The 22,969-nt window shown below is 39.7% G+C and carries 15 protein-coding genes; 5 read left to right on the plus strand and 10 right to left on the minus strand.

Annotated features, from left to right (window positions below):
• Positions 1 to 12: 12 nt before the first annotated feature.
• The 3 genes from DXC10_RS08060 to rfbB all read left to right on the plus strand — a co-directional run bounded on the left by DXC10_RS08060 (position 13) and on the right by rfbB (position 2,748).
• Positions 13 to 504: a metallophosphoesterase gene (locus DXC10_RS08060; RefSeq protein WP_101544050.1), complete on the plus strand. Its 492-nt coding sequence runs from the start codon at positions 13 to 15 to the stop codon at positions 502 to 504.
• A 174-nt stretch (positions 505 to 678) separates the two neighbouring features.
• Positions 679 to 1,551: a glucose-1-phosphate thymidylyltransferase RfbA gene (gene rfbA, locus DXC10_RS08065; RefSeq protein ID WP_101544053.1), complete on the plus strand. Its 873-nt coding sequence runs from the start codon at positions 679 to 681 to the stop codon at positions 1,549 to 1,551.
• Positions 1,552 to 1,608: 57 nt separating this feature from the next.
• A complete protein-coding gene (gene rfbB / locus DXC10_RS08070) occupies positions 1,609 to 2,748 on the plus strand; it encodes a dTDP-glucose 4,6-dehydratase (RefSeq protein ID WP_101544055.1) in 1,140 nt (379 codons plus the stop codon).
• A gap of 3 nt (positions 2,749 to 2,751) precedes the next feature.
• On the opposite strand, the gene menA is transcribed toward rfbB, so the two are convergent.
• Positions 2,752 to 3,663, minus strand: a complete 912-nt coding sequence (menA, locus tag DXC10_RS08075) for a 1,4-dihydroxy-2-naphthoate octaprenyltransferase (protein ID WP_117737654.1) — start codon at positions 3,661 to 3,663, stop codon at positions 2,752 to 2,754.
• A gap of 91 nt (positions 3,664 to 3,754) precedes the next feature.
• Between menA and DXC10_RS08080 the strand changes: the two genes are divergently transcribed.
• A complete protein-coding gene (locus tag DXC10_RS08080) occupies positions 3,755 to 4,636 on the plus strand; it encodes a metallophosphoesterase (protein ID WP_101544059.1) in 882 nt (293 codons plus the stop codon).
• 481 nt (positions 4,637 to 5,117) lie between these two features.
• Here the strand turns inward: DXC10_RS08080 and DXC10_RS08085 are convergent, their stop codons facing one another.
• The 9 genes from DXC10_RS08085 to DXC10_RS08125 all read right to left on the minus strand — a co-directional run bounded on the left by DXC10_RS08085 (position 5,118) and on the right by DXC10_RS08125 (position 18,935).
• Positions 5,118 to 5,912 (minus strand): DUF4493 domain-containing protein, encoded by a 795-nt coding sequence (locus tag DXC10_RS08085; protein ID WP_117737682.1) that lies wholly within the window; start codon positions 5,910 to 5,912, stop codon positions 5,118 to 5,120.
• 19 nt (positions 5,913 to 5,931) lie between these two features.
• Positions 5,932 to 7,572: a DUF4493 domain-containing protein gene (locus DXC10_RS08090; protein ID WP_233519893.1), complete on the minus strand. Its 1,641-nt coding sequence runs from the start codon at positions 7,570 to 7,572 to the stop codon at positions 5,932 to 5,934.
• A gap of 4 nt (positions 7,573 to 7,576) precedes the next feature.
• Positions 7,577 to 9,205 carry a PCMD domain-containing protein gene (locus tag DXC10_RS08095; RefSeq protein WP_117737655.1) on the minus strand — a complete coding sequence of 543 codons (1,629 nt, stop codon included), beginning with the start codon at positions 9,203 to 9,205 and terminating at the stop codon, positions 7,577 to 7,579.
• A 9-nt stretch (positions 9,206 to 9,214) separates the two neighbouring features.
• Positions 9,215 to 10,120, minus strand: a complete 906-nt coding sequence (locus DXC10_RS08100) for a hypothetical protein (protein ID WP_101544063.1) — start codon at positions 10,118 to 10,120, stop codon at positions 9,215 to 9,217.
• 5 nt (positions 10,121 to 10,125) lie between these two features.
• Entirely contained in the window at positions 10,126 to 10,857 is a 732-nt protein-coding gene (locus DXC10_RS08105; protein ID WP_187120675.1) for a hypothetical protein, read from the minus strand.
• A 12-nt stretch (positions 10,858 to 10,869) separates the two neighbouring features.
• Positions 10,870 to 13,050, minus strand: coding sequence for a DUF4493 domain-containing protein (locus tag DXC10_RS08110; protein WP_101544066.1), 2,181 nt, complete (start codon positions 13,048 to 13,050; stop codon positions 10,870 to 10,872).
• Between the two features lie 5 nt (positions 13,051 to 13,055).
• Positions 13,056 to 14,321, minus strand: coding sequence for a DUF4493 domain-containing protein (locus tag DXC10_RS08115; RefSeq protein WP_101544068.1), 1,266 nt, complete (start codon positions 14,319 to 14,321; stop codon positions 13,056 to 13,058).
• Positions 14,322 to 14,337: 16 nt separating this feature from the next.
• Complete coding sequence (locus tag DXC10_RS08120) at positions 14,338 to 15,768, minus strand: DUF4493 domain-containing protein (RefSeq protein WP_233519894.1); 1,431 nt, start codon at positions 15,766 to 15,768, stop codon at positions 14,338 to 14,340.
• A gap of 197 nt (positions 15,769 to 15,965) precedes the next feature.
• Positions 15,966 to 18,935: a PEP/pyruvate-binding domain-containing protein gene (locus tag DXC10_RS08125; RefSeq protein WP_101544071.1), complete on the minus strand. Its 2,970-nt coding sequence runs from the start codon at positions 18,933 to 18,935 to the stop codon at positions 15,966 to 15,968.
• Positions 18,936 to 19,039: 104 nt separating this feature from the next.
• Between DXC10_RS08125 and DXC10_RS08130 the strand changes: the two genes are divergently transcribed.
• Complete coding sequence (locus DXC10_RS08130; RefSeq protein ID WP_117737656.1) at positions 19,040 to 22,930, plus strand: two-component regulator propeller domain-containing protein; 3,891 nt, start codon at positions 19,040 to 19,042, stop codon at positions 22,928 to 22,930.
• The last annotated feature ends 39 nt before the right edge of the window (positions 22,931 to 22,969 follow it).

Here is a 22,969-nt window from a genome sequence, read left to right on the forward strand (position 1 = left end):
AACAACAGAAAGATGACAAAAGTTGGTTTACTATCGGATACGCATGCCTATTGGGATGAGAAATATCTTCAATACTTTGAAACGTGTGATGAGATATGGCACGCCGGTGATATAGGTTCGCTGGAAGTTGCCCGGAAATTGGCGGAATTCCGTCCCTTTCGTGCAGTTTATGGCAATATAGACGGGCAGGATATCCGTCGGCTCTATCCGCAGGTATTACGTTTTACGGTAGACGGAGCGGAAGTATTGATGAAGCATATCGGTGGATATCCCGGTAAATACGACCCTTCTATACAAGGCAGTATTCTGGTACATCCACCCAAACTGTTTGTCAGTGGACACTCTCATATCCTGAAAGTGAAATATGACAAGACTCTCAATCTGTTACATATCAATCCCGGAGCAGCCGGTATTTCTGGCTTTCATAAAGTGCGTACCATGGTTCGCTTTGTGGTGGATAATGGAGTGTTTAAGGACTTGGAAGTGATAGAGCTTGCCGGATAAGGCTTTTGCTTTTTAGGAGTTTACTATTCCTGAAAGAATAAATTATCATTGTATATTTTGTAATTTTGCGATTTTTATCGAACTTTGTACCCTGAATAGCAACGAGAGCCGTGGGGCGTTGTCCTCCTTCTTATTTTATTCTCCATTTGATGTAACACCAAAAAGAACTGAAATATGAAAGGAATTATTCTTGCCGGTGGCAGTGCCACTCGTCTCTATCCATTGTCGAAGGCTATATCCAAGCAGATAATGCCTGTCTACGACAAACCGATGATCTATTATCCTCTTTCCACATTGATGTTGGCCGGAATACGTGAGGTGTTGATAATCTCCACTCCGCGCGATTTGCCTATGTTCCGCGAATTACTGGGTACAGGTGAAGAACTCGGAATGGCTTTTTCTTACAAAATACAGGAGAAGCCTAACGGGCTGGCACAGGCTTTCGTCTTGGGTGCAGAGTTTTTGAATGGTGAGCCGGGATGCCTTATCCTGGGTGACAATATGTTCTATGGTCAAGGCTTTTCGGCCATGCTGAAGCGTGCCGCATCCATTGAAAAAGGTGCCTGCATCTTTGGATATTACGTAAAGGATCCTCGTGCATACGGTGTGGTGGAATTTGATGCCGATGGTAAAGCTATTTCTCTTGAAGAGAAACCGGTTCAACCCAAAAGTAATTATGCCGTTCCCGGTCTTTATTTCTACGACTCTACAGTAACAGCTAAAGCCGCTGCTCTAAAACCTTCGGCACGTGGTGAATATGAAATTACCGATCTCAACCGCCTTTATCTAAATGAAGGTACATTGAAAGTAGAACTTTTTGGACGTGGTTTTGCATGGCTTGATACGGGTAACTGTGACAGTCTGCTTGAAGCAAGTAACTTTGTGGCTACCATACAGAACCGTCAAGGTTTCCGTGTCAGCTGTATAGAAGAGATTGCATGGCGCAAGGGTTGGATAGATGCCGACCAACTTTATCACCTCGGTGAGCAACTGGGTAAAACCGAATATGGCAAATACCTGATGGAACTCGCCGATTCTCACCGTTAATTGCTTGATGATTGATGGTGGATAATTTGTAATTAGTAATTTATAATTTGTAATTGTATGAAGACTTATCTCGTAACCGGTGCTGCCGGATTTATCGGAGCCAATTATATAAAATATATCCTGGCGAAACATGATGATATAAAAGTGGTGATATTGGATGCCCTGACATACGCGGGAAATCTGGGAACTATCGCTAAAGATATAGATGACGATCGTTGCATTTTTGTCAAAGGTGATATCTGTGACCGTATGCTTGCCGATGAACTGTTTGCTAAATATAAATTTGATTATGTAGTGAATTTTGCTGCTGAGAGCCATGTAGACCGCAGTATCGAAAATCCGCAACTTTTCTTGCAAACTAATATTTTGGGTACTCAAAATTTGCTTGATGCAGCTCGTCGTGCATGGGTGACGGGAAAGGATGAGTATGGTTATCCTACCTGGCGTAAGGGCGTTCGTTATCATCAGGTATCTACCGATGAAGTATATGGTTCGTTGGGTGCCGAGGGATACTTTACGGAACAAACCCCGCTTTGTCCACATAGTCCATATAGCGCTTCAAAGACAAGTGCCGATATGGTGGTGATGGCTTATCACGACACCTACAAGATGCCGGTGACTATCACCCGTTGTTCTAATAATTATGGCCCTTATCACTTCCCGGAAAAGCTGATCCCATTGATTATAAAGAACATTCTTGAAGGAAAGAAGTTGCCCGTTTATGGTGACGGAAGTAATGTACGCGACTGGTTGTATGTGGAAGATCATTGCAAGGCCATCGACCTTGTTGTGCGTCAGGGAGTAGAGGGGGAAGTTTATAATGTAGGTGGTCATAATGAAAAGACCAACTTGGAGATTGTGAAACTTACGATTGCTACTATCCGTCGTCTGATGGAAGAAGAACCCAAGTACCGTGAAGTTCTGAAAAAGAAAGTCAAAGGAACCGATGGACAGATTGATATCAGTTGGATCAATGAAGACCTGATTACGTTTGTGAAAGATCGTTTAGGGCATGATCAACGTTATGCTATCGATCCGGCAAAGATAACAAAAGCTTTAGGGTGGTTCCCCGAAACGAAGTTTGAAGTAGGTATTGTAAAGACCATTGAATGGTATCTGAATAATCAGGACTGGGTAGAAGAAGTGACCAGCGGTGATTATCAGAAATACTACGAAAAGATGTACGGAAAGCGATAAGAATCAACCAACCAATACTATCGTTAATAATAGACCAAAGAACAGCATATTACGCGATGTTTCGCCTAATATGCTGTTTAATTTTTTACCGCTTCTTATTGTAACCATTTTCCGCCAGGTGAGTATGTGCAAGTAAAGATAGATGCAGGGTGCTCCTATAAAGGCAAATGGATTCATTTTTCCGCTATAGACAAACCATAGGCAGAGAAGTGTGGCAACTACGCCCAAACCCAAATATAGATAGCGCCCGAAAGGTTCTCCGAAGCGTACAATCAATGTCTGTTTGCCGCTAAGTGCATCTTGCTCCCGATCCCGGTAGTTGTTTACAACCAGAAGTGTGTCTATCACCAATCCGCAAATAAGTGAAGCTATCCATACATCTGTAGTGAGGATATGTGTTTGCACATAATATGTTCCGCCCACGGACATGAAACCGAAAAAGATCAAGACTAGTAGATCTCCCCATCCACGGTAGGAAAGGATAGTGGTATATAAAAATGCGAATACAACACATAGTACTCCCAAGAGTATTAATTCCCAACCGCCATGAGGCAGTTGTTCCCAACATTCATGTAATATGGCACATCCCATCAGGCAAGAAAATACAAGCGTACTTCCTATTCCCCACCTCATGGCCCTGGGGGTAATCCAGCCTTGGGCACAGGCACGCTCTGGTCCCAACCGGTCTTCCCGATCACTACCTTTCAGATAATCATAGAGATCGTTAATAAAATTGGCTGCAATCTGCATGCCGCAGGCAAACAAGACGCACAATAATGCTAAGGTTATTTCAAAACCTCCGTCGGCAAATGCCAAAGAAGAACCTATTAATACAGGAATAATGGCTCCTGTTAATGTTTTGGGACGTGCTGCAAGTAGCCAGGCGTGGAGTGAGTTAGGCTTTATCTCTTTCATGTTGATTTCATTTTTTTACTAGAGTCTGTTCGCAAAGATACTGAATTTGCCTATCTTTGTCTACGGCTATGATAAAGAATTAATATATCAGATGAAGAAGTTTTTATATTTGTCTCTGTTGGCTGCATGGCTTTTGTCTTCCTGCCAGTCTACCCGTAACTTCACTTCACCACTTCCCGGTGAGTATTCCGTAAAAATATCGGCATCTTCTGCGTCCGGTTATAAGAATGTGAAGCGTGTCAAGGAATATGAATTTTCCCATCGCGATGTTCCTGCAGCTTTTGATGGTTGTCGTTTGGTATTTGTTTCCGACTTGCATTACCGGAGTTTGTTGAAAGAAAAAGGACTGAAAGATGTTACCCGCTTGCTCAATGATTTGCATGCCGATGCCCTGCTCATTGGTGGCGATTTACATGAAGGATGCGAGTATGTACCTGCTGCTATTGCTGCATTGGGTGCAATAAAAACATCTTTGGGCACATATGCCGTTTTAGGCAATAATGATTATGAAGCTTGCTATGAGGATATTGTGAAAGAAATGGAGCGTCAGAATATTCATTTGCTGGAGCATAAAGTCGATACGTTGAAGCGGGATAGTGCGAAGATTTTAATAGCCGGTATACGTGATCCGTTTAATCTTGAACAGAATGGCCAGTCGCCTACACTCTCTCTGTCCCCTGATGATTTTGTCATTCTGCTGACACATACTCCCGATTATGCGGAAGAGGTTTCCATTACCAACACAGATCTGGTACTTGCCGGACATACGCATGGAGGGCAAGTTACATTATTCGGTCTATATGCCCCTATTATTCCTTCCCGTTATGGACAACGTTTCCTTACGGGACTGAAATATAATTCAAAAGGTACACCGATTATTATTACCAACGGTATTGGTACTTCCAATAAAAATATTCGTTTGTTTGCACCAAGCGAGGTGGTGGTGATTACACTGAAAAGATTAGATGAATAGTATCATTATCTGGATAAATGAACCGAAATTTGTCAAGAGCAGATTTATGTAAGATTAACGAACGGAAAATTCAAACTTTCCGTTTTTGTTTCCGTAGCATCCGGTTTGCCTGCTCTAAACGTACTATCTGCTAATGTTGAACATTACATCCGTAACCATGTACTTTAGCTCCCTAAACATCAAGGTTAATCGACGGATCTTCAGGCATTTTTATCGCAAACTACGGGTGTTTTGCCTATTTAATGTGGCATTTGGGAAGTAAAACTGCGTCGTTTGCCCTGCAAATGTGCGTCATTCCAAACAGGCAGGAACAGGGAGAAAACAAAAACGGAGAAACAATGCTCCTCCGTTTTTGCTAATTTAAAATTGAAGTATCTATAAATTCAGGATACAAATATACTGTATTGGAAAGGCGATGTCAAATATATAGTGGTTTTTCTTTAAAATATTTTGTAATCCTGCATTTTAATGTGGGAAATTGTTAAGCGTAAGGATTTACATCAAAATCATTATTTTCTTCAGTGACCGATGAGTCTACTTGTACTCCCAATTCTATCTTACCGGTTTGAGTAGCCTTAATGGTTAACTTTATCCATTTCTGGGGTTCAAGAGAGTTTATTTCTCCCTCTTTCTCCACCGTTTTTCCATTGTAAGTACCTTTAACGACATAAATAAGCTTATTACTTACGCCTTCCAATATATTGAAATATGCCGATTGAGTATCAAAAGTTGCATTCTCTTTAAATTCTAAACTACGGCTTTGCTTGCCTTCCCGGTAAATAGTTACACTATAAGGATTTTCTGGGTCTTTACCAAAAATGTTCTTGAATGTTTCATCGTATAGCACATTCACTTTTGCATTTTGCATTTTACATACAATATTTACATCTGTTGTCTGTGAAACAACGACATTAACGTCTTGGACTCCGTAATAGCGGGCTTTCCCCCAACGGTTATTAGCCGTCTCTGCATCATCACTTATACAGCTTTCTGCTATAATGGTATAGGTGCCTTCTATAAATCGTAGAGGAGTTGATTTAATGAGTCCATAAGTTTTTTTATTCAGATTAATAATATCCCCACTTTTAATTGTTATCAGATAGGAATCATCTGCTTCCGGATATATCGTTTCTGTACGGGTCGTAGCTACAGATATTTCAGGGTTAGTACCTATGTTGAGATTAATGTATCCATACTCTGTGAATGCAGGAACATCATTATTGCTGCATGCCGCTAAAAGAATGGATAGTACGATGAAGGATAAATATTTTTTCATTGTTATATGATTGTATGGGTTATTCATAAATAAGTTCAACTTCGTCTATAAATAGTTGACTACCTATAAACATGGGCATTACTCCATTTTTATCACTATGGTACTTGGAAACACTAGTATTGGTTCCCGATTCAAATATTATTTCATAATGTGTTGCTTGAGTTCTAAAATCATCATATACTATTTTCAACTTACTTTTCTCTTTCTGATATTCTGTATAATAGGATGGGGATGTCAATTCGGCTTTTCCTATTAATGTATTTCCATTGTATATATTTATTTTAAGAACTGGTTTATCGTTTTCCGTTGGAATATATTTATAATAGAAAGCTAATATACTAGGTCTTGAAGTACAACTAACTTTATCAGTGTAGAGACGTCCTATGGCACTATATTTAGGATTGTCTGGGGCGTTTAGTGATACTCCGGTAATTCCGTATCCGCTTGTCATTATTCTAGCACAATTATTAGATTTGGAATCGGTGTCAGGACGTGTCCCAGAGCGTGAACTCCAACTGTAGATATATCCATAATTTTTAGGACATTTAGTTTCATTGTTAGTTCTCCAAGGACTATTATTAGAATTATTATTTGAATAAAATTCATAAATAGCTCCACACCCATTCTTTCCCCAAGAATCTCCTCCCCAATTATCATTGTCTTTTCCTGTGATAATTGAATACTCATCCAAATTTCCATTAGGAATATTAATAATATTCTCTGTTGTAATTTCTATTGAATTGGTTGTAATTTCTTCACTTAATTGTGCCCTTACTTTATATTTGGTATTTGGGGAAAGATTTGTAAATATGATATCTCCTTTATTTTCGTAATCTTTAATTTTTTCGGCTGAACTCCAGTCTGAAGAAGTTGCTAACATTAGTTCATAAGTTATACCTTGAGGTGTATCTATTTTGTTTCCCTTCTCATCTGTTGCTATAGCAGGAGTTATATAAAGTCGTTTAGCCCATGCTCCTGCCTGTTGATTTGGCAATGTCAATGTCGGTAACGTCAAATTACAATTAATATTATATATCTTTTGTGCCATAGCATCCAATTCAGTAATTGTTTTTTTGATTTCAATTCCTGCTTTGTTTTTTCCTTCCAGCGTTAATGTATATTTCCCGGGCAACACATATAAAGATTGTCCGTTTGTGACTTCTTCTCTTTGTTCTCCGTATGAAACATAGAATTTAGGTACACCGGTAAAGTGATCAATAATATTTGTGGGTATATTGGGTGTTATAATGGCATTTGCCATAGTTGCGATAATGGTTCCTAATTTAGTTGTTTCTCCCTCACGGATAGAAAAGGTTGCTGTTCCTTCAAAATAAGGACTGTTTCCCATTTGTTGCTTATTTCCGTAGTAAGCACGGAGAGTGTAAGTAGCGACAAAAAGATCGACTCCGTTAGCGTAATGATCCATGTGTCCACTTTCAATCACAAAGTTATCAGGATCAATGATTTCAATTATCATATCATTGATACTTGGTGTAGGAATAGAATATGCACGGGTTGTTGCCTCTATTTCTATGTCTACGCCTCCTAAAACCACTCTTCCTTTTCCCTTACCTATGATAGAAGAGGAGTCGTCTGTCTGACAAGCAGTGAGTGCTGCCAGTACAACGAGAATAGTCAAGATATAACGTGAAACTTTCATACTTCTAATAATCATATTCCAAACTAAATTCATCTATTATTAATGTAGCTCCTGCTGCTCCCGTGAAATAATCACCATATTTACTGGCTGAACATACCACAATAAGGTAGGTAGGGATACGGCTGGTTGAATTATATTTTAAATTTAACTCTAACGGAGTATAGCTGCTGACCGTTGTACCACTGTTGAACTCTGCATAAGCGATGACATGCGGATCATTTTTGTCAAACAATTTACGGTCTCTGGGATTAGTCCTGATTTCTACCGGATTTTCCCAATCACCCAATGCTATGTATACCGAACATGTATCCGGTTTATTTTGATAAGGAAGAAAACGGTTATAGTCGGCGGTATTCGATTTTGACGGCAGATAAGTGATGGGGGCTGTGGTATATTTGTAATAACCTTTAAGCTTAGTGGGACGAGCCGTAAATTCTTTGCCAAAACCTAAAATACCGTTTGTACCGTCTGTACGTATGTATTCACCGATAAATAAGTTTCCGGCAGCAAACTTTCCTACACTGCCTAAGCCTACGAATTTAGAACTTAATTGTGCTGCTTGCCCACCCATTGGCGCGCCACTCCATGTATCGCTTGTAGGTATGGTAATGCTTTCTCCCAAAGTGGTAGCACCATCATTCCCGCTATCCCAGATTTGTGTACCGCTTTCTGTCCAAGGATTCCATACTTTACCCGTCTTATGCCATTCATCGAATGACCCGTTAGGCAATTCGATTGCTGTACCGGTAGTAAATTCCACTTCCTCACCTTTGTCTTCACCGGAGTAGGCTCGGCATGTATAGGCGGTATTTGCTTTCAGATGTGGAACACATGCCGTGAAACTACCGCCATTGGCGGTAATATACGAGATGTCTACTTTTTGCCATTCATCAGCATCTTTCTCTTTCAGCTCGAAACCGTTATCTGTGTTTTCTTGTCCCTCGCCGTAGAGCCACGCTACATTTACCCAACCATCTGCCGACTTGGTGACTACATTAGTCTCTACCTGGAATACATAGAGTGTCCATTCTTCCATTACGATGAAATCACGGAAGTTTACCACTACATTGGCTTTGGCATAGTTGCCATGTTGCTCCCATTCCAGATAGGGAATGCCACTACTCATGTTGACAGTGGAACCGGTAGGACCTAATTTTAGATCGGTCAGTTTGATTGTTTTCAAATTACCTTTAGTACTGATATTGACCGAGGCAAAATGTTCTGTCTCATTGAAGACTGCGGTACCTACCTGATTTTCTACGGTAAAGCGACGTTCTATGGTTTGATTGGCTTTCAAAGTCCATTGATAATCCTGATATAGTGAAAGCGTCATCGGATAAGGATTGCTAAGGTCTATAATTGTATCGTTGGGCAGGCTACAACGTCCTCCTTCTGTTACCGTAATACTCTTGACGTGTACTTTTTTCATGTTTACGGTATCTTCCAGATTAACGGTTACTGTCCGATCATCATTTGAAATGACGGCACTTCCTATTTGTCCGTCCACTTCGGTCGCAGTGACAAACAGTTTGATGTACGGATAGGGCACATCATTCTCGATACAAGCGCTAAACAGAGCAGCCATAATCAAGAAACATCCTAAACGGACTTGCATATACACTTTTTTATCCATACTTTTATATTATAAACAAAGGGTGATACCTATATTGATATTGAACAAATTGATTTTGAAATTGGCACCGCTGTTACGACGCTTACCGGTTTCTCCCAAATTGTTCTTTTGTGTTTCGCTGTTATACTTAAAACCAATTACTCCGAAAGACATTTCTGCCGATACGTTTTGCATAATAAATACGGCAATTCCCGGATTGATACCTATATGAAGTTCATACAAGGTTGTTTCGGTACTTTTGAATGCGTTTTCGGCTTCCGTAGCATCTGTTTCTCCATTTTCTTTGCCACGGGAGAAGCGAGTACTACCTGTATTGAATGAAAGAGTAGTTTCATTGAACAAACCGAAACGTCTGCCGGCATCTAATCCTACATAAGAACGATGAAACAGACCGATACTATAAGTATCTTCCGTATAACGTATGTCTTTCAGGGAGAAATCAAGATCATCCATGTTCAGAGCCAAGTTGTCCAGCTGGGCAATAGTATGGTTATAACCTAATTTAGCACCGATAACGATGTTGTTTCGTAAGGCATAACCAATGAAAGGCTTAACCGAAACTGTACGGGCATGACAATCAAAGTCTTTCAGTAAAGAGAACAACAAACGACTGTCTTCGCTATCAAAGTCAACGTAAGATGCCGTTGCACCACCGATCCATTTACCTTTCGGAATGAAGCGATAATTGATAATACCACGGTCGTAACGTCCAATGGCTTTGGTGCGAATCATGTCTTCCGGTTTTGTTGTCACTTTGGGAGCTTGTACATAAACTGTATCATGTATAAGTATTGTTTCGCGGATAAGCGAATCGCGTCCGTCTTTGCTGCGGAGTGTATCGCTCAATTGACTCTGTGCGAAACCGATACTTGTCATGCAGCAGAATATATATGTTAATATCGTTCGTATCTTCATCTTTATTACAAATAAAAAGCGATGCCTAAGCCTATGGAAAATAGGTTAATGCGAAAATTCGCAGAGTTTAAAGAACGTTCGCCCACATAAACCTGGTTAGTCGTTTGCCGGGTTTTGCTGAAGTCAAATCCCAAAACACCTACACTGACCTCTACCGCTGTATAGTTATTGATGAAAGCAACCATTCCCGGTGCTACCCCTATATTGATGTCTGTAGAGGTAGCAAAGGTTCCTGTAACATCTTCGCCGGAACCACTGACTACTTTGGACTGGCTACCACCCATCTGCATCTGTATGTCGCAGTATAATCCGAAACGTTTGCTGTTTCCCAGGCTGATGTAACTACGCATCATTGCCATGGCGGCGTACGAATGTTTCAGTTGATACATGTCATCCAGGTCGAATTGGTTATCTTCGTCCACATTGATGCTTACTCCACTCAGCTTGGTCAGTGTGCGCCCATAGCTGAAGCGGCCTCCGGCTGCCAGATTATCCTTAAACGCATAACAGAACATCGGACTTACCTTGAAGGTATACCCGTCTGAATTGATACCTTCTATAATGAGAAAATTATAATTACTCTCATTGTGTTCCGAATAGGAGATAGAATTTCCTACAATCCATTGTCCTTTGGGAACAAAAGTTTTCAACTCGATAGCTCGTTTAAATTCTTGCGCTTGTACTTTTATTAAAGAAAGCACTGACAGCAAAATACATATGTATATAATTTTTTTCACGCGAATATCCGGTTATTCGTATACTAATTCAAGATCATCAAGCCACATAGTACTGCCTATACCACCGGTAAAATAATCTCCATATTTACTGGAGGATGCAACTAATATAATGCTGGTAGGTTTAGTGTCTGTACTACGATATTCAATAGGTATCCTGAATTCAATCATACCATCACCTTCAGTAGCAGCATCCCAAGTTTTTTCACCATAAGCAATGATGTGGGTGTCATTGGAATCAAAGAGTTGGGCATTATTACCATTCTTGAAATTAGTCTTAATGATAACGGGCCATGTTTCCCCGTTAGCGGTTTCTCCAACCCAGTTGCCAAGTGCTATATATATTTGTCCCTTATCCATATCACCTTCGTTGATATAGCTACAGTTATTTGTCATATCAACTGCTTTAGGTTCATAACGGATATAACCTTTTAAAGCTACAGGGCGGGAGGTGAAAGGACGTCCCCAACCCAATGTTCCGTTACCTCTGACACCGTCCATTACTGTTTTTACATATTTCCCGGCGAACAGATTGCCTGCTGCGAATTGATATACCCCCATCAGGCCGGCTTTCTTGGACTCCAGTTTGGCAGAAAAGTTACCACTATGCTTATATTGTTCACTGTAAGTTGTGATATTTATATTGGCGGTTGACGAGCCATGGTTTCCACTATCCCACCACATAGACTGTCCGGAACCATAAACTAACATAGGCGTACCGTCGGTCCAATACTCAAAACTGGAGTTTTCTAATTGTGTAGTAGATTCTGTTGTAAATTGGCTGATTATTGTTGAGGCAGCGGAACCTGCCATTGCCCAATATTCATAAGTTGTTCTGGGGGCTAATCCGGTGATATTTGCATAAAGTTGTTTGGAATTATTCACCCTTTGAGCCGGAACGGTTAATTCGTTTTTAGTACCTTTGATACGATATTTGAAAGCAAGTGCCTCTGTCGTTTCTTTTGCCAATGTAGCACGCAAAGTAGATTTGGTAGCCCAGACATCTTCTTCTGCTACATTGGTGGTAATTACTGTTGCATCTGATACGATGAAACGAAGCAAGGAGGTACGTTGTAGTTTATTGTCATCTGTGGCACTGATATAGATGTCATAGACTCCTTCGGCCTGTGATATCTTTGCCATGAGTGCATCAGAGAATGTTATTTTAGCATTACCTTGTCCTGTATTTACATTGTATTTTGAGTTAATGGTGACTCCGTAATTAGTGGCAAAGAACTCTTTGTCCTCCTTACTCATTGACACAATATCAAAGGAATTGACAGGCAGTCCCATATTCTTGAACTGATCGCAGGTTATCAAGGCTTTGGTCAGTATGGAAGAGGTTGCTATCCAGAATGCTTTGGCTGTTCCTTTATTCAGTTCTATAAATTGTTCATCTTCCAGCGTAAAACCATCTCCACTTATACTGGGACGTCTGTAAACAGGAACCTCAACAGTAGTTGTTTCCAACGGTTCCGTATTTACATCTAATGTAAGAGAGGCTCCACCATCAACATAACTGTCACTATTCTCTTCGTATCCGAAGATTAAATCGTAGCGTGTTGTGGGTAAAACGTCTAATGTGTTTGAACGGGTATAGTTATTACCGCTAAGAGTGGTTGCTTTAAATGTCCATGTCAACTGGCTATTGTCTGTGGGCATCATATAGTAACCGATAGCATCTTCATTATCAGGGGTGAATGTTAGACTACCTTTTGCTGAAGCTATTTGTACTTCGTAACTTTGAAATGCTTGGGTAAGACTTTTCCCGAATTCAACTTTTACTAAAGTATTGGCAATATGACATTCTACATCTACAGAAGTGGTTTGTCCGGCTAAGATATTAAAAGTTTCTTCTCCACGGTAGAATATCTTATCAAAGGAAGCTGCTACAGAATCACCGGCTGCCACTTTTATACTGTAGTCACCTGTGGCGAGCTGTACTTCTTCAGGTATTTCTCCCATTCCGCTGTATTTACGTATCAGGCCTTTGCCACTGTATATGCGGATTTTACAATTTTCTTTAAGGGCTTTCAGAGTCTCGTCTGATAAATTACGGGTAACGGTAGTTACTTTATCTTTTACTCCGATATTCAATCTGAGTAAACCATTTTCATTCAATTCGTCTTCCCTGCAACTGATGGCTATGAGAACGAAAAGTAATAAAACTGATATGTGGTATATATTTCGTTTCATGGATATTAATTGCTCCAAATAAGTGTTAAAGTTTCAGTCGTTTTATTATTTTTGGTGTCTACGACAGTAATAACAAAGTTATGTGTACCAGGATTTAACATCGTCAGTAGTCCGGTAAATTTGGTAATACTGAATACCAATTCTGTTTTACCTATAACATTTTCACCTACAGGGAAACCTAAACCGGTTAAAGCCTCTGCCAATTCTTCAGGATAAGCCAAATCGAAATTCTTCTTTAAATTAACATCCGCCAAAGCTTCTTCGTCTAATACGTCAGAATCGATGGTAACCTTCAAATTGGCGATGCCATTGCTGGCTGCGATATTCACTACAACCGGATATGGATTATTGACGTTTGTTGTTTCGGGTAATACGATAGCTTTAGATATATTAAATCCATCTCCTTTGATAGTGGGTTGTTCGCCGGTTGGATCGTCGGGTACGTCCGGTGTATCAGGCTCATCAGGAATCACGTCCTCATCCGGATCGACTATAATATCTTGCTCAATGGTTGTACAGGTAACATCTATACGAATACTGATATTTGCATTGCCACCTTCAGTATTACCACTTTCATCAATGTCTTTTAATGTGTATTTGATGATTTTGTGAGAACCGGCTTTTACCTGTGGAAAACCTTTAGAGATATCCACATTTTCACCCTCTATTGTCCCAGTCAGTCGGGTAGTGAGCATATTGGCATTCTCGCTGATTGCTTGATAGTAGCCGGCACGCTTTTCATCTTTTACAAAATCGAGCGAGCCTTCGCCCGACGTTACATTGGCTTTTACATCATCACCTAAAAGTTCTGATAATTTTTCGTCATATTCCACAGTAACCATGATACTGCGTAATACACATTGTAGAGTATTGATATTGGTAATCTGGTTTTCTGTAATCTCAAAATCTTCCTTTCCATAATAGTACGGGTTTTCAAACTCGGCCGGGAGCACATCATGTGAAAAGGCTGCGGCAGTATAGTTACCGACTTTCAGTGAAAATATCTCCGGCATTTCACTGTATTTCCACTCTTGTACAAGCTTGTTGGCGTTATCACGACTGTAAATACGGATAATATAGTCTTTTGTGTCTACTGACCGGGTATTGGCGTTAACATCTACAGTCAGCTTTAAAGATGATAAATTAAGCTGACCTTCTGCAATTGTTTCGGTTTTACTGTTGTCTTTTTCTGAGAATTGTTCGCGTTCACAGGAAGTTAATGTAAATAGGCACATTAAAAAGATTGCCGATATATATTCTAATTTTCTCATATTAATGTTAGTTCTATTAATTTACAGATATAGTAAATGTATTTTCTTTTCGTCCGCAGGTAACTGTCATTTGTGTAGATGATGTCAATGCTACTGGGAATGTGACACGAATTTGATGTGTAATGCCTTCGGTAGAAATGACCCCACATTCTAAATCTTGTGAAGCACCATACATAATATAACTGGTTTTGATAGTTTTAGGATCTCCGTCTAAAGTAACTTGTAGGTCTATGGAAGTAGCTCCTTTTTTGAGTGTCCCTGGAGTAGCTACTGCGAATTGGTTACTAAGGCTGTTTATTTTTAATATTACATCTGATGCATTTACTTTCTTCAATTTGTCTTTTGCTATGAGTTTAAAAACACTGGGAGTTCCATTATCATATTCCAAATGAGGGATGACGTTGGTAAAATCGATGGTTGCGATCTTGTCTTTATTTGTTCCAAGTCCTTTCATTTGTAAACCAAATGATTGTAATAGTTGTAGCTTATCTGTCGTTAAATTGGCCAAATCAATATCCGCTGGCCATCCTTGTGAGATAAGAGAAGCGGATGAGGTACTTAATATACACTCTTCGATACCGGCACGGGCATTCAGATATACTGAAATGGGGTGGTCTGTTGTTTTTCCTTCTTTGATCTCTAATGTTTCATTACTGGTAAATCCGTGAAGAATGAAGAAAGGTGGCTCAGTACGCATTGTTCCATCTGAAACGTCAATTGTAGATGTTACTTGTTCCGTCCGGTCTGTAAATGTTATATTGATAGTAGAACTACCGGCATTTACATCAAAATTGAATTGGTAGTGATGTTGTGGAAGAGCATTATCTATCACAATGGCCTGATAAGTCGATTGAGAACCACCATCACGTTTGGTTACATTGAGCATGAGTGTGAGTTTGCCGGGCTTAAAATAGCAGGAACGACTTTCGTCTTTAGTGAACCTAATAGCTGAATTTCCTTCGGAGTTAGCTTCAACATAATAATCAGAAAAATATTTTTTGAAGGCTTCTGTATAGGTTGTTGAAATTTTGACATTGGCAAGATAGCAGGTCACTTCTACATCTGTTTCTTTCTCATCTTCAATTGAAAATTCTTTAGTACCTACAAAATAAGGCATATTAAATCCTTCATTATGGAGTTGCCCGTACGAAGCTTTTAAAGTATATTGACCTATTGGGAATAAAACTTCGTCAGGATATTGACTGAATTTCTCCCAAGAATACTGTATATCATTTCCTTTTAATATGGATACAGCAAAATCACCTACTTCTGGTAAAGTTTCTTCTGTACGTGTGGTTACATCCTGTGTACTGTTGTCAGCCGTCAGTTTGATACTGAGCGTTCCTTTTCCCGTTGCCGCAGTCTCATCGTTATCTTTACTGCATCCGGATAACGAAAAACATATCGCTACAAACAGGGTAAGAATAGTTGTGTATTTTTTACCCATTGACAATACTTAATTATATTTTTTACCTGTTATATTTTGAAACCGGATGTAAAGATACGGTTTTAGTCCAATAATAGCTCCTTTTATATCGCTATTTTACAGGGGTAAATGAAAAATGGGACATACTTTGTCCCATTTCTAACAAAAAAAGAAAAGTTGATTATTTTGCTTTTGGCTTATTCTTAATTATTAAACGCTTAGAATTCAGGTAGCAGTACCACTCCTTGTTTCTTTTTACCGTCCATTTTAGCAATTACCGGATGCTCAAAGTGAACATGGCGCAAGTATTTACTTTCATATACAGCCGGTTGTGCATTCAAGAATTCCTGATTGTATATACCGTCATTCATAAAAGCATTGATGGTGAAATAGCCTACCCCGAATGAAGTCAGGTTTTGAAAGAAATGTGTACCCTGACTGGGGTCAACTCGATAATTCGTCAGGCCAGCCTCCACAATAATACGGGCGGCACTGATATGTGGCCATTTCACAGGGATGCCGAGCCAGGTATCGCTACTACCCCAGCGTCCCGGGCCTATCAGCACGTAATTTTTGCCCTCACTCAAGAACTGCTGGTTTAACTTTTCTATTTCCCAGGCAATTTCCTGGTTATGGGAAGCGCTATAATCATCTGTTTTTACATAAATCACATCTTGAATATCGTTCATGATACCATGCCCCAGGGAATTATTGGAACGTAGCAAAAGCTTTTCTTCGGAGATGGTGGTGAGGTCTTCATCAAGCATCTCTTTAGTATCTACGATGGGGCGGATCTGCAATAGATAGAAAGTTCCTGTTTTGTCCTTTTCGCGGCTCATGGTAGCGGCAAATTCTATTTCTACGGGACGGCGCATTTCCTGTTGACCATATTTCAAAGCTAATTGCAGTATACGCGGTAAGGGGAAAACATCATGTTGTAAAATATTGGCAAAGGTGATAACTTTACGCCCGCCGGGATACAAGCCATCGCGGATAATTTGGTCGTATGGATCGTAGGTAGATGCTATATAGTTCAACGAACCATCTTTTTCGGCTTCTTTTACATGAAGCTTGAGTAGGTTAAAACCGTCGTCGATGGAGAAATCGTGACCGGCATTACGCAGGTCGAGTGCATAGAAGCGGGTCTGCGTCTCTTTTAATGCGATTTCCATCTCACTGGTTTGCAATACCTGATGGGGATGATAGGGAGAGAAACGTAACGTCATTCCTCCGTCTACAATGTATTTTCCTAATCCGAGAGCGAGATTGACAATACCTTCTTCTGCCTTTTCATCACCGATAGGATAATAATTGAGCGAACGCGCCACACCCGACATGGAAGGGTAGTAACGGTCACCATATTGATTACCGACTACTTCCTGCAAGATTACAGCCATTTTTTCCTGATCGATGACATTGCTCGTAGCCTGCATATAAGCCTTCGAATCACGGTAATAAACCGAGGCATACACACCTTTGATGGCATCGCTAAGCATACGGAGCATCTCGTACTTGTCATCCAGATAAGGAATCATATAAGTATTGTAGATACCTGCAAAGGGTTGATAGTGAGAGTCTTCCAAGAGTGAAGACGAACGGATAGCGATAGGAGACTTCACAACATCGAAGAATGTAAAGAAATCTTCGACTAGGCGATCAGGTAGTTTAGCTTTAAGGAAATAACGCAAGATTACATCGTCGTCAGCATCAGAAAGTGCAACCTGGTATAGGTTGTTGGTGTCCATAAACTCGTCGAAGACATCCGTACAGAGTACGACGGTTTTGGGTATGGCTACCCGTGCATTCTCGAACTCTTCAAATTCGGGATGATGTTTCACCATGTTGTCAATAAATGCCAGACCACGTCCTTTACCGCCCAATGAACCGTCACCGATACGGGCAAAATTGGAGTAGCGGTCGAAGCGGTCACGTTTAAAGACGGCTACCACTCCCTGATTTTTCATTTTACGATATTTCACAATTGCCTCGAATATAATCCGGCGGTGAGCGTCTACATCCTGAAGACTGTTCCAAGTGATAGGTTTCAAGAACTCTGCAACGGGGAACATGGCGCGCGAATAAAGCCAACGGCTGACATGATTGCGACTGATGTGGTAAAGGAATGATTCTGCCGGTACGGCAAAGAGGATATTTTGTAACTCTTTAAGGTTCTTTACTCGTGCTATTTCTTCCAGTGTGTCTGGGTTACGGAAAATGAAATCACCGAAACCGAAATTATCTGATACGATGCGACGTAAGTCTACATCCATCTTCTTGGAGTTCTTGTCAATAAAGGCTGCATCGTATTTGGCAGCATATGCCACGTTGTCCGATTCGGAAGATTGAATAATGAGTGGAACGAACGGATCTTCTTTCCGTATGGCGGCACAAAGCTTTATACCTGCCAGTCCGTCTTTCTCTCCACGTTCTACTCGGGGAAAGCGGACATCGGTAATAACTCCTAATATATTGTTCTTATATTTTTCGTAGATATTAATAGCTTCTTCGTATGTACGGGCGAGAACAATTTTGGGGCGACCTCTCATACGCAACGTACGTTGGTGAGCATTCAGTGCTTCGGTAGAAAACTCTTGGCTCTGTTTCAATACGAATTTATAGAGGTTAGGTAAGATGGAGGAATAGAACCGGATGCCATCCTCTACTAACAATATGAGTTGTACGCCTACTTCATTAACGTCATGCTCCAAATTCATCTTATCTTCTATCAGTTTAATGATAGAAACTAATAAATCCGTATTTCCCAACCAGCAGAAAACATATTCAAAAGGACTCAAGTCTTCATTGGCGATGCGTTTGGTGATACCATGACTGAAAGGAGTCAGTATTACCATCGGAATATGTTCGTACTGGTTTTTAATGTTTCTCGCTATATCGAACCCTTCGTTATCTCCTGTACCTGGCATACAGATAATGAGATCGAAAGATATGGAAGATAGTTGCTTTAAAGCTTCTTCGTAAGTAGATACCTGTGTAAAACGTGGTGGATAACGTAGAGAAAGGGAAGTGTATTCATTAAATATTTTTTCATCGATACGTCCATCATCTTCCAGCATGAAGGCGTCATATGGGTTGGCTATCAGGAGGACATTGAAGATACGTCTTGTCATAAGATTGGCAAACTGTGTATCTTTGAAATAAAGTTGGTTTAATTTATACTTACTGAGCATGTTTCCTTACGGTTTATTAGTTCGAAGGACAAAAGTAATAGAAATCAAACCTATTTAGATGTTTTTTCAACCGTTTTTTTGATATTTGTACGTAATATTGCAACATGAAAAAACATATATTCATCATATTCGTATTTATTTTTGTTTGCGCAAATTTGTTTGCCGGTACATTTCGGTCCCTGAATGTGAAAGAAGGATTAAGTAGCAGACAGGTTTTTCAAATTGCTAAAGACTCTGTTGGATTTATATGGGCGTATACTCATATGGGGGTAGACCGTTATGATGGAAATGAAATACGACACTATAAACTTGAAGGAACAAGTGATTCCAAAGATCATATTTTATCATCAACCGTGATGTGTTGTGATAAAAATGGAACTCTTTGGATTGCATTGAAAAGTGGAAAAATCTATACTTACGATAAACGTACCGACTCTTTCGGACTGCATATTGATTTGTTTTCTTCTTTGTCCGGTTTAACTTTACATAACATCTTGTTCGATGATAATAATCATTTGTGGATTTGTACATCATCGGGGATTTATTCCTGGAATGAAGAGGAAGGTTTAACATTGGCGGGACTGAAAGGAAAAACGGTTTATTGTCTTGTTCAAAGAGATAATTCAGTTTTTTTTGCAGGGACGAATACGCATCTTTATAAACTGAAACTGGATGAACCGAACTGTACTTTTTCAGAAGAAGTTTTTCCTTCTCTGGTTGGGGTACATTTTGAATCCTTGTATACATCCGGGCTGAATTTGTTTATCGGAACTTTTTCCGATGGAATGTTTTCTGTAAACCTGATAACGGGTAAGGTAAAATCTTTCAAGGACATTATTCCACATGTTCCTATTCGTGCATTTGCCCAGACTAAAGATAATACTTTATTAGTTGGTGCCGATGGAGCAGGAGTTTTCCGTATCAATATCGTTACGGGAGAACTTATAGAACACTATGTGACGGATGAAGATAATGAAAGAAGCTTGAATGGTAATACGGTTTCAGATATTTGTGTAGATGAGTATAATAGAATATGGATAAGTACTTCTACCAATGGTATCAGCTATTTGGATCCGGATATACCAGATGTGAAGTGGATGAAACATGAACAAAATAATTCTAATTCATTAATCGCCAATCATACAAACGTTATATTACAGGATTCGGAAGGTGATTATTGGTATGGTACGAACAATGGTGTCAGTTTGTATCAACCCAAACAAGGAAAATGGACACATTTTCTGAATGGTAGGGGACATGGTGCTAAAGTGGTTTTAACTCTATGTGAAGATAGAAGAGGAAATATTTGGATAGGTGGGTATGGTATAGGTGTGTATTGCGTTCAGAAAAAGACGGGGCGGATACGGCAGATGGGTAAAAAGGATAAATCTGGAGATAAAGGGATAGCTACAGATTATATCTATGCGATGTATGCGGAAGGCGATAATATCTGGTTAGGCGGTATTGAGGGGGATTTCACCCGATATAACATACGGACAGATGCATATACTTATTATCCGATTGATTGTATCGGAGATATAAAACCTGTCGGAGATGGAGGTTCGTTGATGCTTGCCGGTTGTAATGGACTTGCTTTTTTTGATAAATCAACAGGAAAAACACAGTGGCATCACGAATTTGGTAATATCACTCTACGTTTTCCCGTCCGTTGCCTTTTACAGTCATCAACAGGGGATATATGGATGGGAACGGATGGAGACGGTTTGATAAGGTTTAATCCAGATACCGAACAGGCAAAATCTTATACAACCAGTGATGGGCTTGCTTCCAATTCAATCAATAGTTTATTGGAGGATAATGAAGGCCGTATTTGGTTCAATACGGAAAAAGAACTTTATTGTATGGATTTAACCCAAAATATCATTATCAGTGCTAACGACTTTCTGGATATAAGCTGGGGATATTATAATCCCAACTCTGCCTTAAAATTAAGTGACGGAAATCTTGCATTTGGTACTGCGGAGGGAGCTTTACTCTTTACCCCTTCTTTTAATTTGGAGCAGAATAATACGGTCAACCTGATATTTACGGATTTCAAATTGTTGTATCAATCGGTAAAGGCAGGTATGGGATCTCCATTGGAAAAGAATATTAACGATACACAGAACATCAGACTTAAGTATGTACAAAACTCTTTCTCTATTTCTTTTTCGGCTATTAATTTTATGGCTTCTCATAAAATAAGATATGAATATATGTTGGAAAATTTTATTGATGAGTGGAAAGGTACAAATTCTGTGCAGAGCGTAAATTACATGGATCTTTCTCCTGGTAAATATGTATTTCGGTTACGGGCTTTCGACAAGTATACGGGACAACTTTTAGGTAAACGTGATCTTGACATAGTGATAAATCCACCCTATTGGATTACTGGGTGGGCTTTATTGTTGTATGCTATTTCCTTTTCTGCCTTTATATATTTACTAATTCAATTTAGGAAACATAAGGTAAATGAGGACAGGATTAAAGAACGGATAGACTCTTTTATTAGTATAGCCCATGATATACGTACTCCTATCAGTCTGATTAAAGCTCCATTGAGCGAGCTGGAGATGCAATCTGATTTGTCGGATGTAAGTAAGAAGAAAGTTGCGGTAGCGGCACGGAATGTAGAAAAGTTATTCACCATGATAACTCAGCTGCTGGATTTGCAGAGAACGGAAAAATATCCTGGCTCTTTGAAAGTAGTCTTAGTGGATATCAAGGTATATATGGAAGAAAAGATATCTGGTTTTCGGATAGCAGCCCGGCAAAAGGAAATTGATTTACAGCTGGAAGTTGAAGCAGATATGCCCTTGATTTGGCTTGACAGAGAAAAGATGGATCACATTATCGACAATCTGCTTTCTAATGCTTTGAAGTATACGGAAAAAGGAACAATTGGTATTACGGTGAAGAAGGCCTCCAAAAAGTGGTCTATTGAAGTAAGGGATACAGGTATTGGTATTCCGCAAGATGAACAGAATAATATTTTCCACGAGTATTATCGGGCAAAAAATGTTGTTAACTCTCAGGAAACCGGAGTCGGTATCGGGTTGATGATTACTCGTCGGCTGGTACAGCAACATCATGGGACAATATCATTTGATAGTGTGGAAGGTGTTGGAACCACTTTTGTGGTAACCTTTCCGCAAAAAATTAAATCAGCAGAGGTAATAGTCGTTGAGACAGTAGAGAACGACATGAAAACAACATCCAGAGTAGATACGCCGCAAAAAGTGGATTGTGCGGATAAAGACGTTCTACTCTTGATAGAAGACGATAAAGATATGCGCGAATATCTCACAGACAGTCTGTCATCAGAATATAAAGTTGTTATGGCTATGGATGGTGGGCAGGGGTTGGAAATGGCAAAAGAGATGAATCCGGATATTATTATTTCAGACATTGTAATGCCAGTATTGCAAGGTGATGAACTCTGTCGGATGTTGAAATCTTCTGTCGATACGAGCCATATTCCTATCATTTTATTAACGGCACTCAATGAACGCGAAAATATTATTCTGGGGCTGGAAGCTGGTGCAACGGATTATATTATCAAGCCTTTTGATTTATCTGTTTTGAAAGTTCGTTTAAGAAATATCCTCCAAAGTAGACAACATCTTCGTGAAACTGTTCTTTCTATGGATACTGTTATTGAAGAGACCGCCTATACCACTCAGCTTGATAAAGAATTTTTAGATAAGGTGATGGAGGTTGTTAATACGGAACTAGCAAATTCGGAACTTTCTATCAATGACTTTTGTAGGATGCTAGGTATGAGCCGTACTTCCGTTTACAACAAAATAAAGACATTGACCGGGCAAGGACCTAACGATTTTATCCGTATTGTACGTTTGAACAAAGCGAAGGAGTTATTACTTTCGCGAAAATACGCTATTGGAGAGGTTTCTTCTATGGTGGGATTTTCAGATCCCAAATACTTCAGTACTTGCTTTAAAAAACAGTTTGGTATTAGTCCAAGTAAAATTTAAAGTAATAATAACTATATTCAAACTTGTTCGGACGGTTAA

The organism is Bacteroides sp. OM08-11 (assembly GCF_003438665.1).
GTDB classification, from domain to species: domain Bacteria; phylum Bacteroidota; class Bacteroidia; order Bacteroidales; family Bacteroidaceae; genus Bacteroides; species Bacteroides cutis.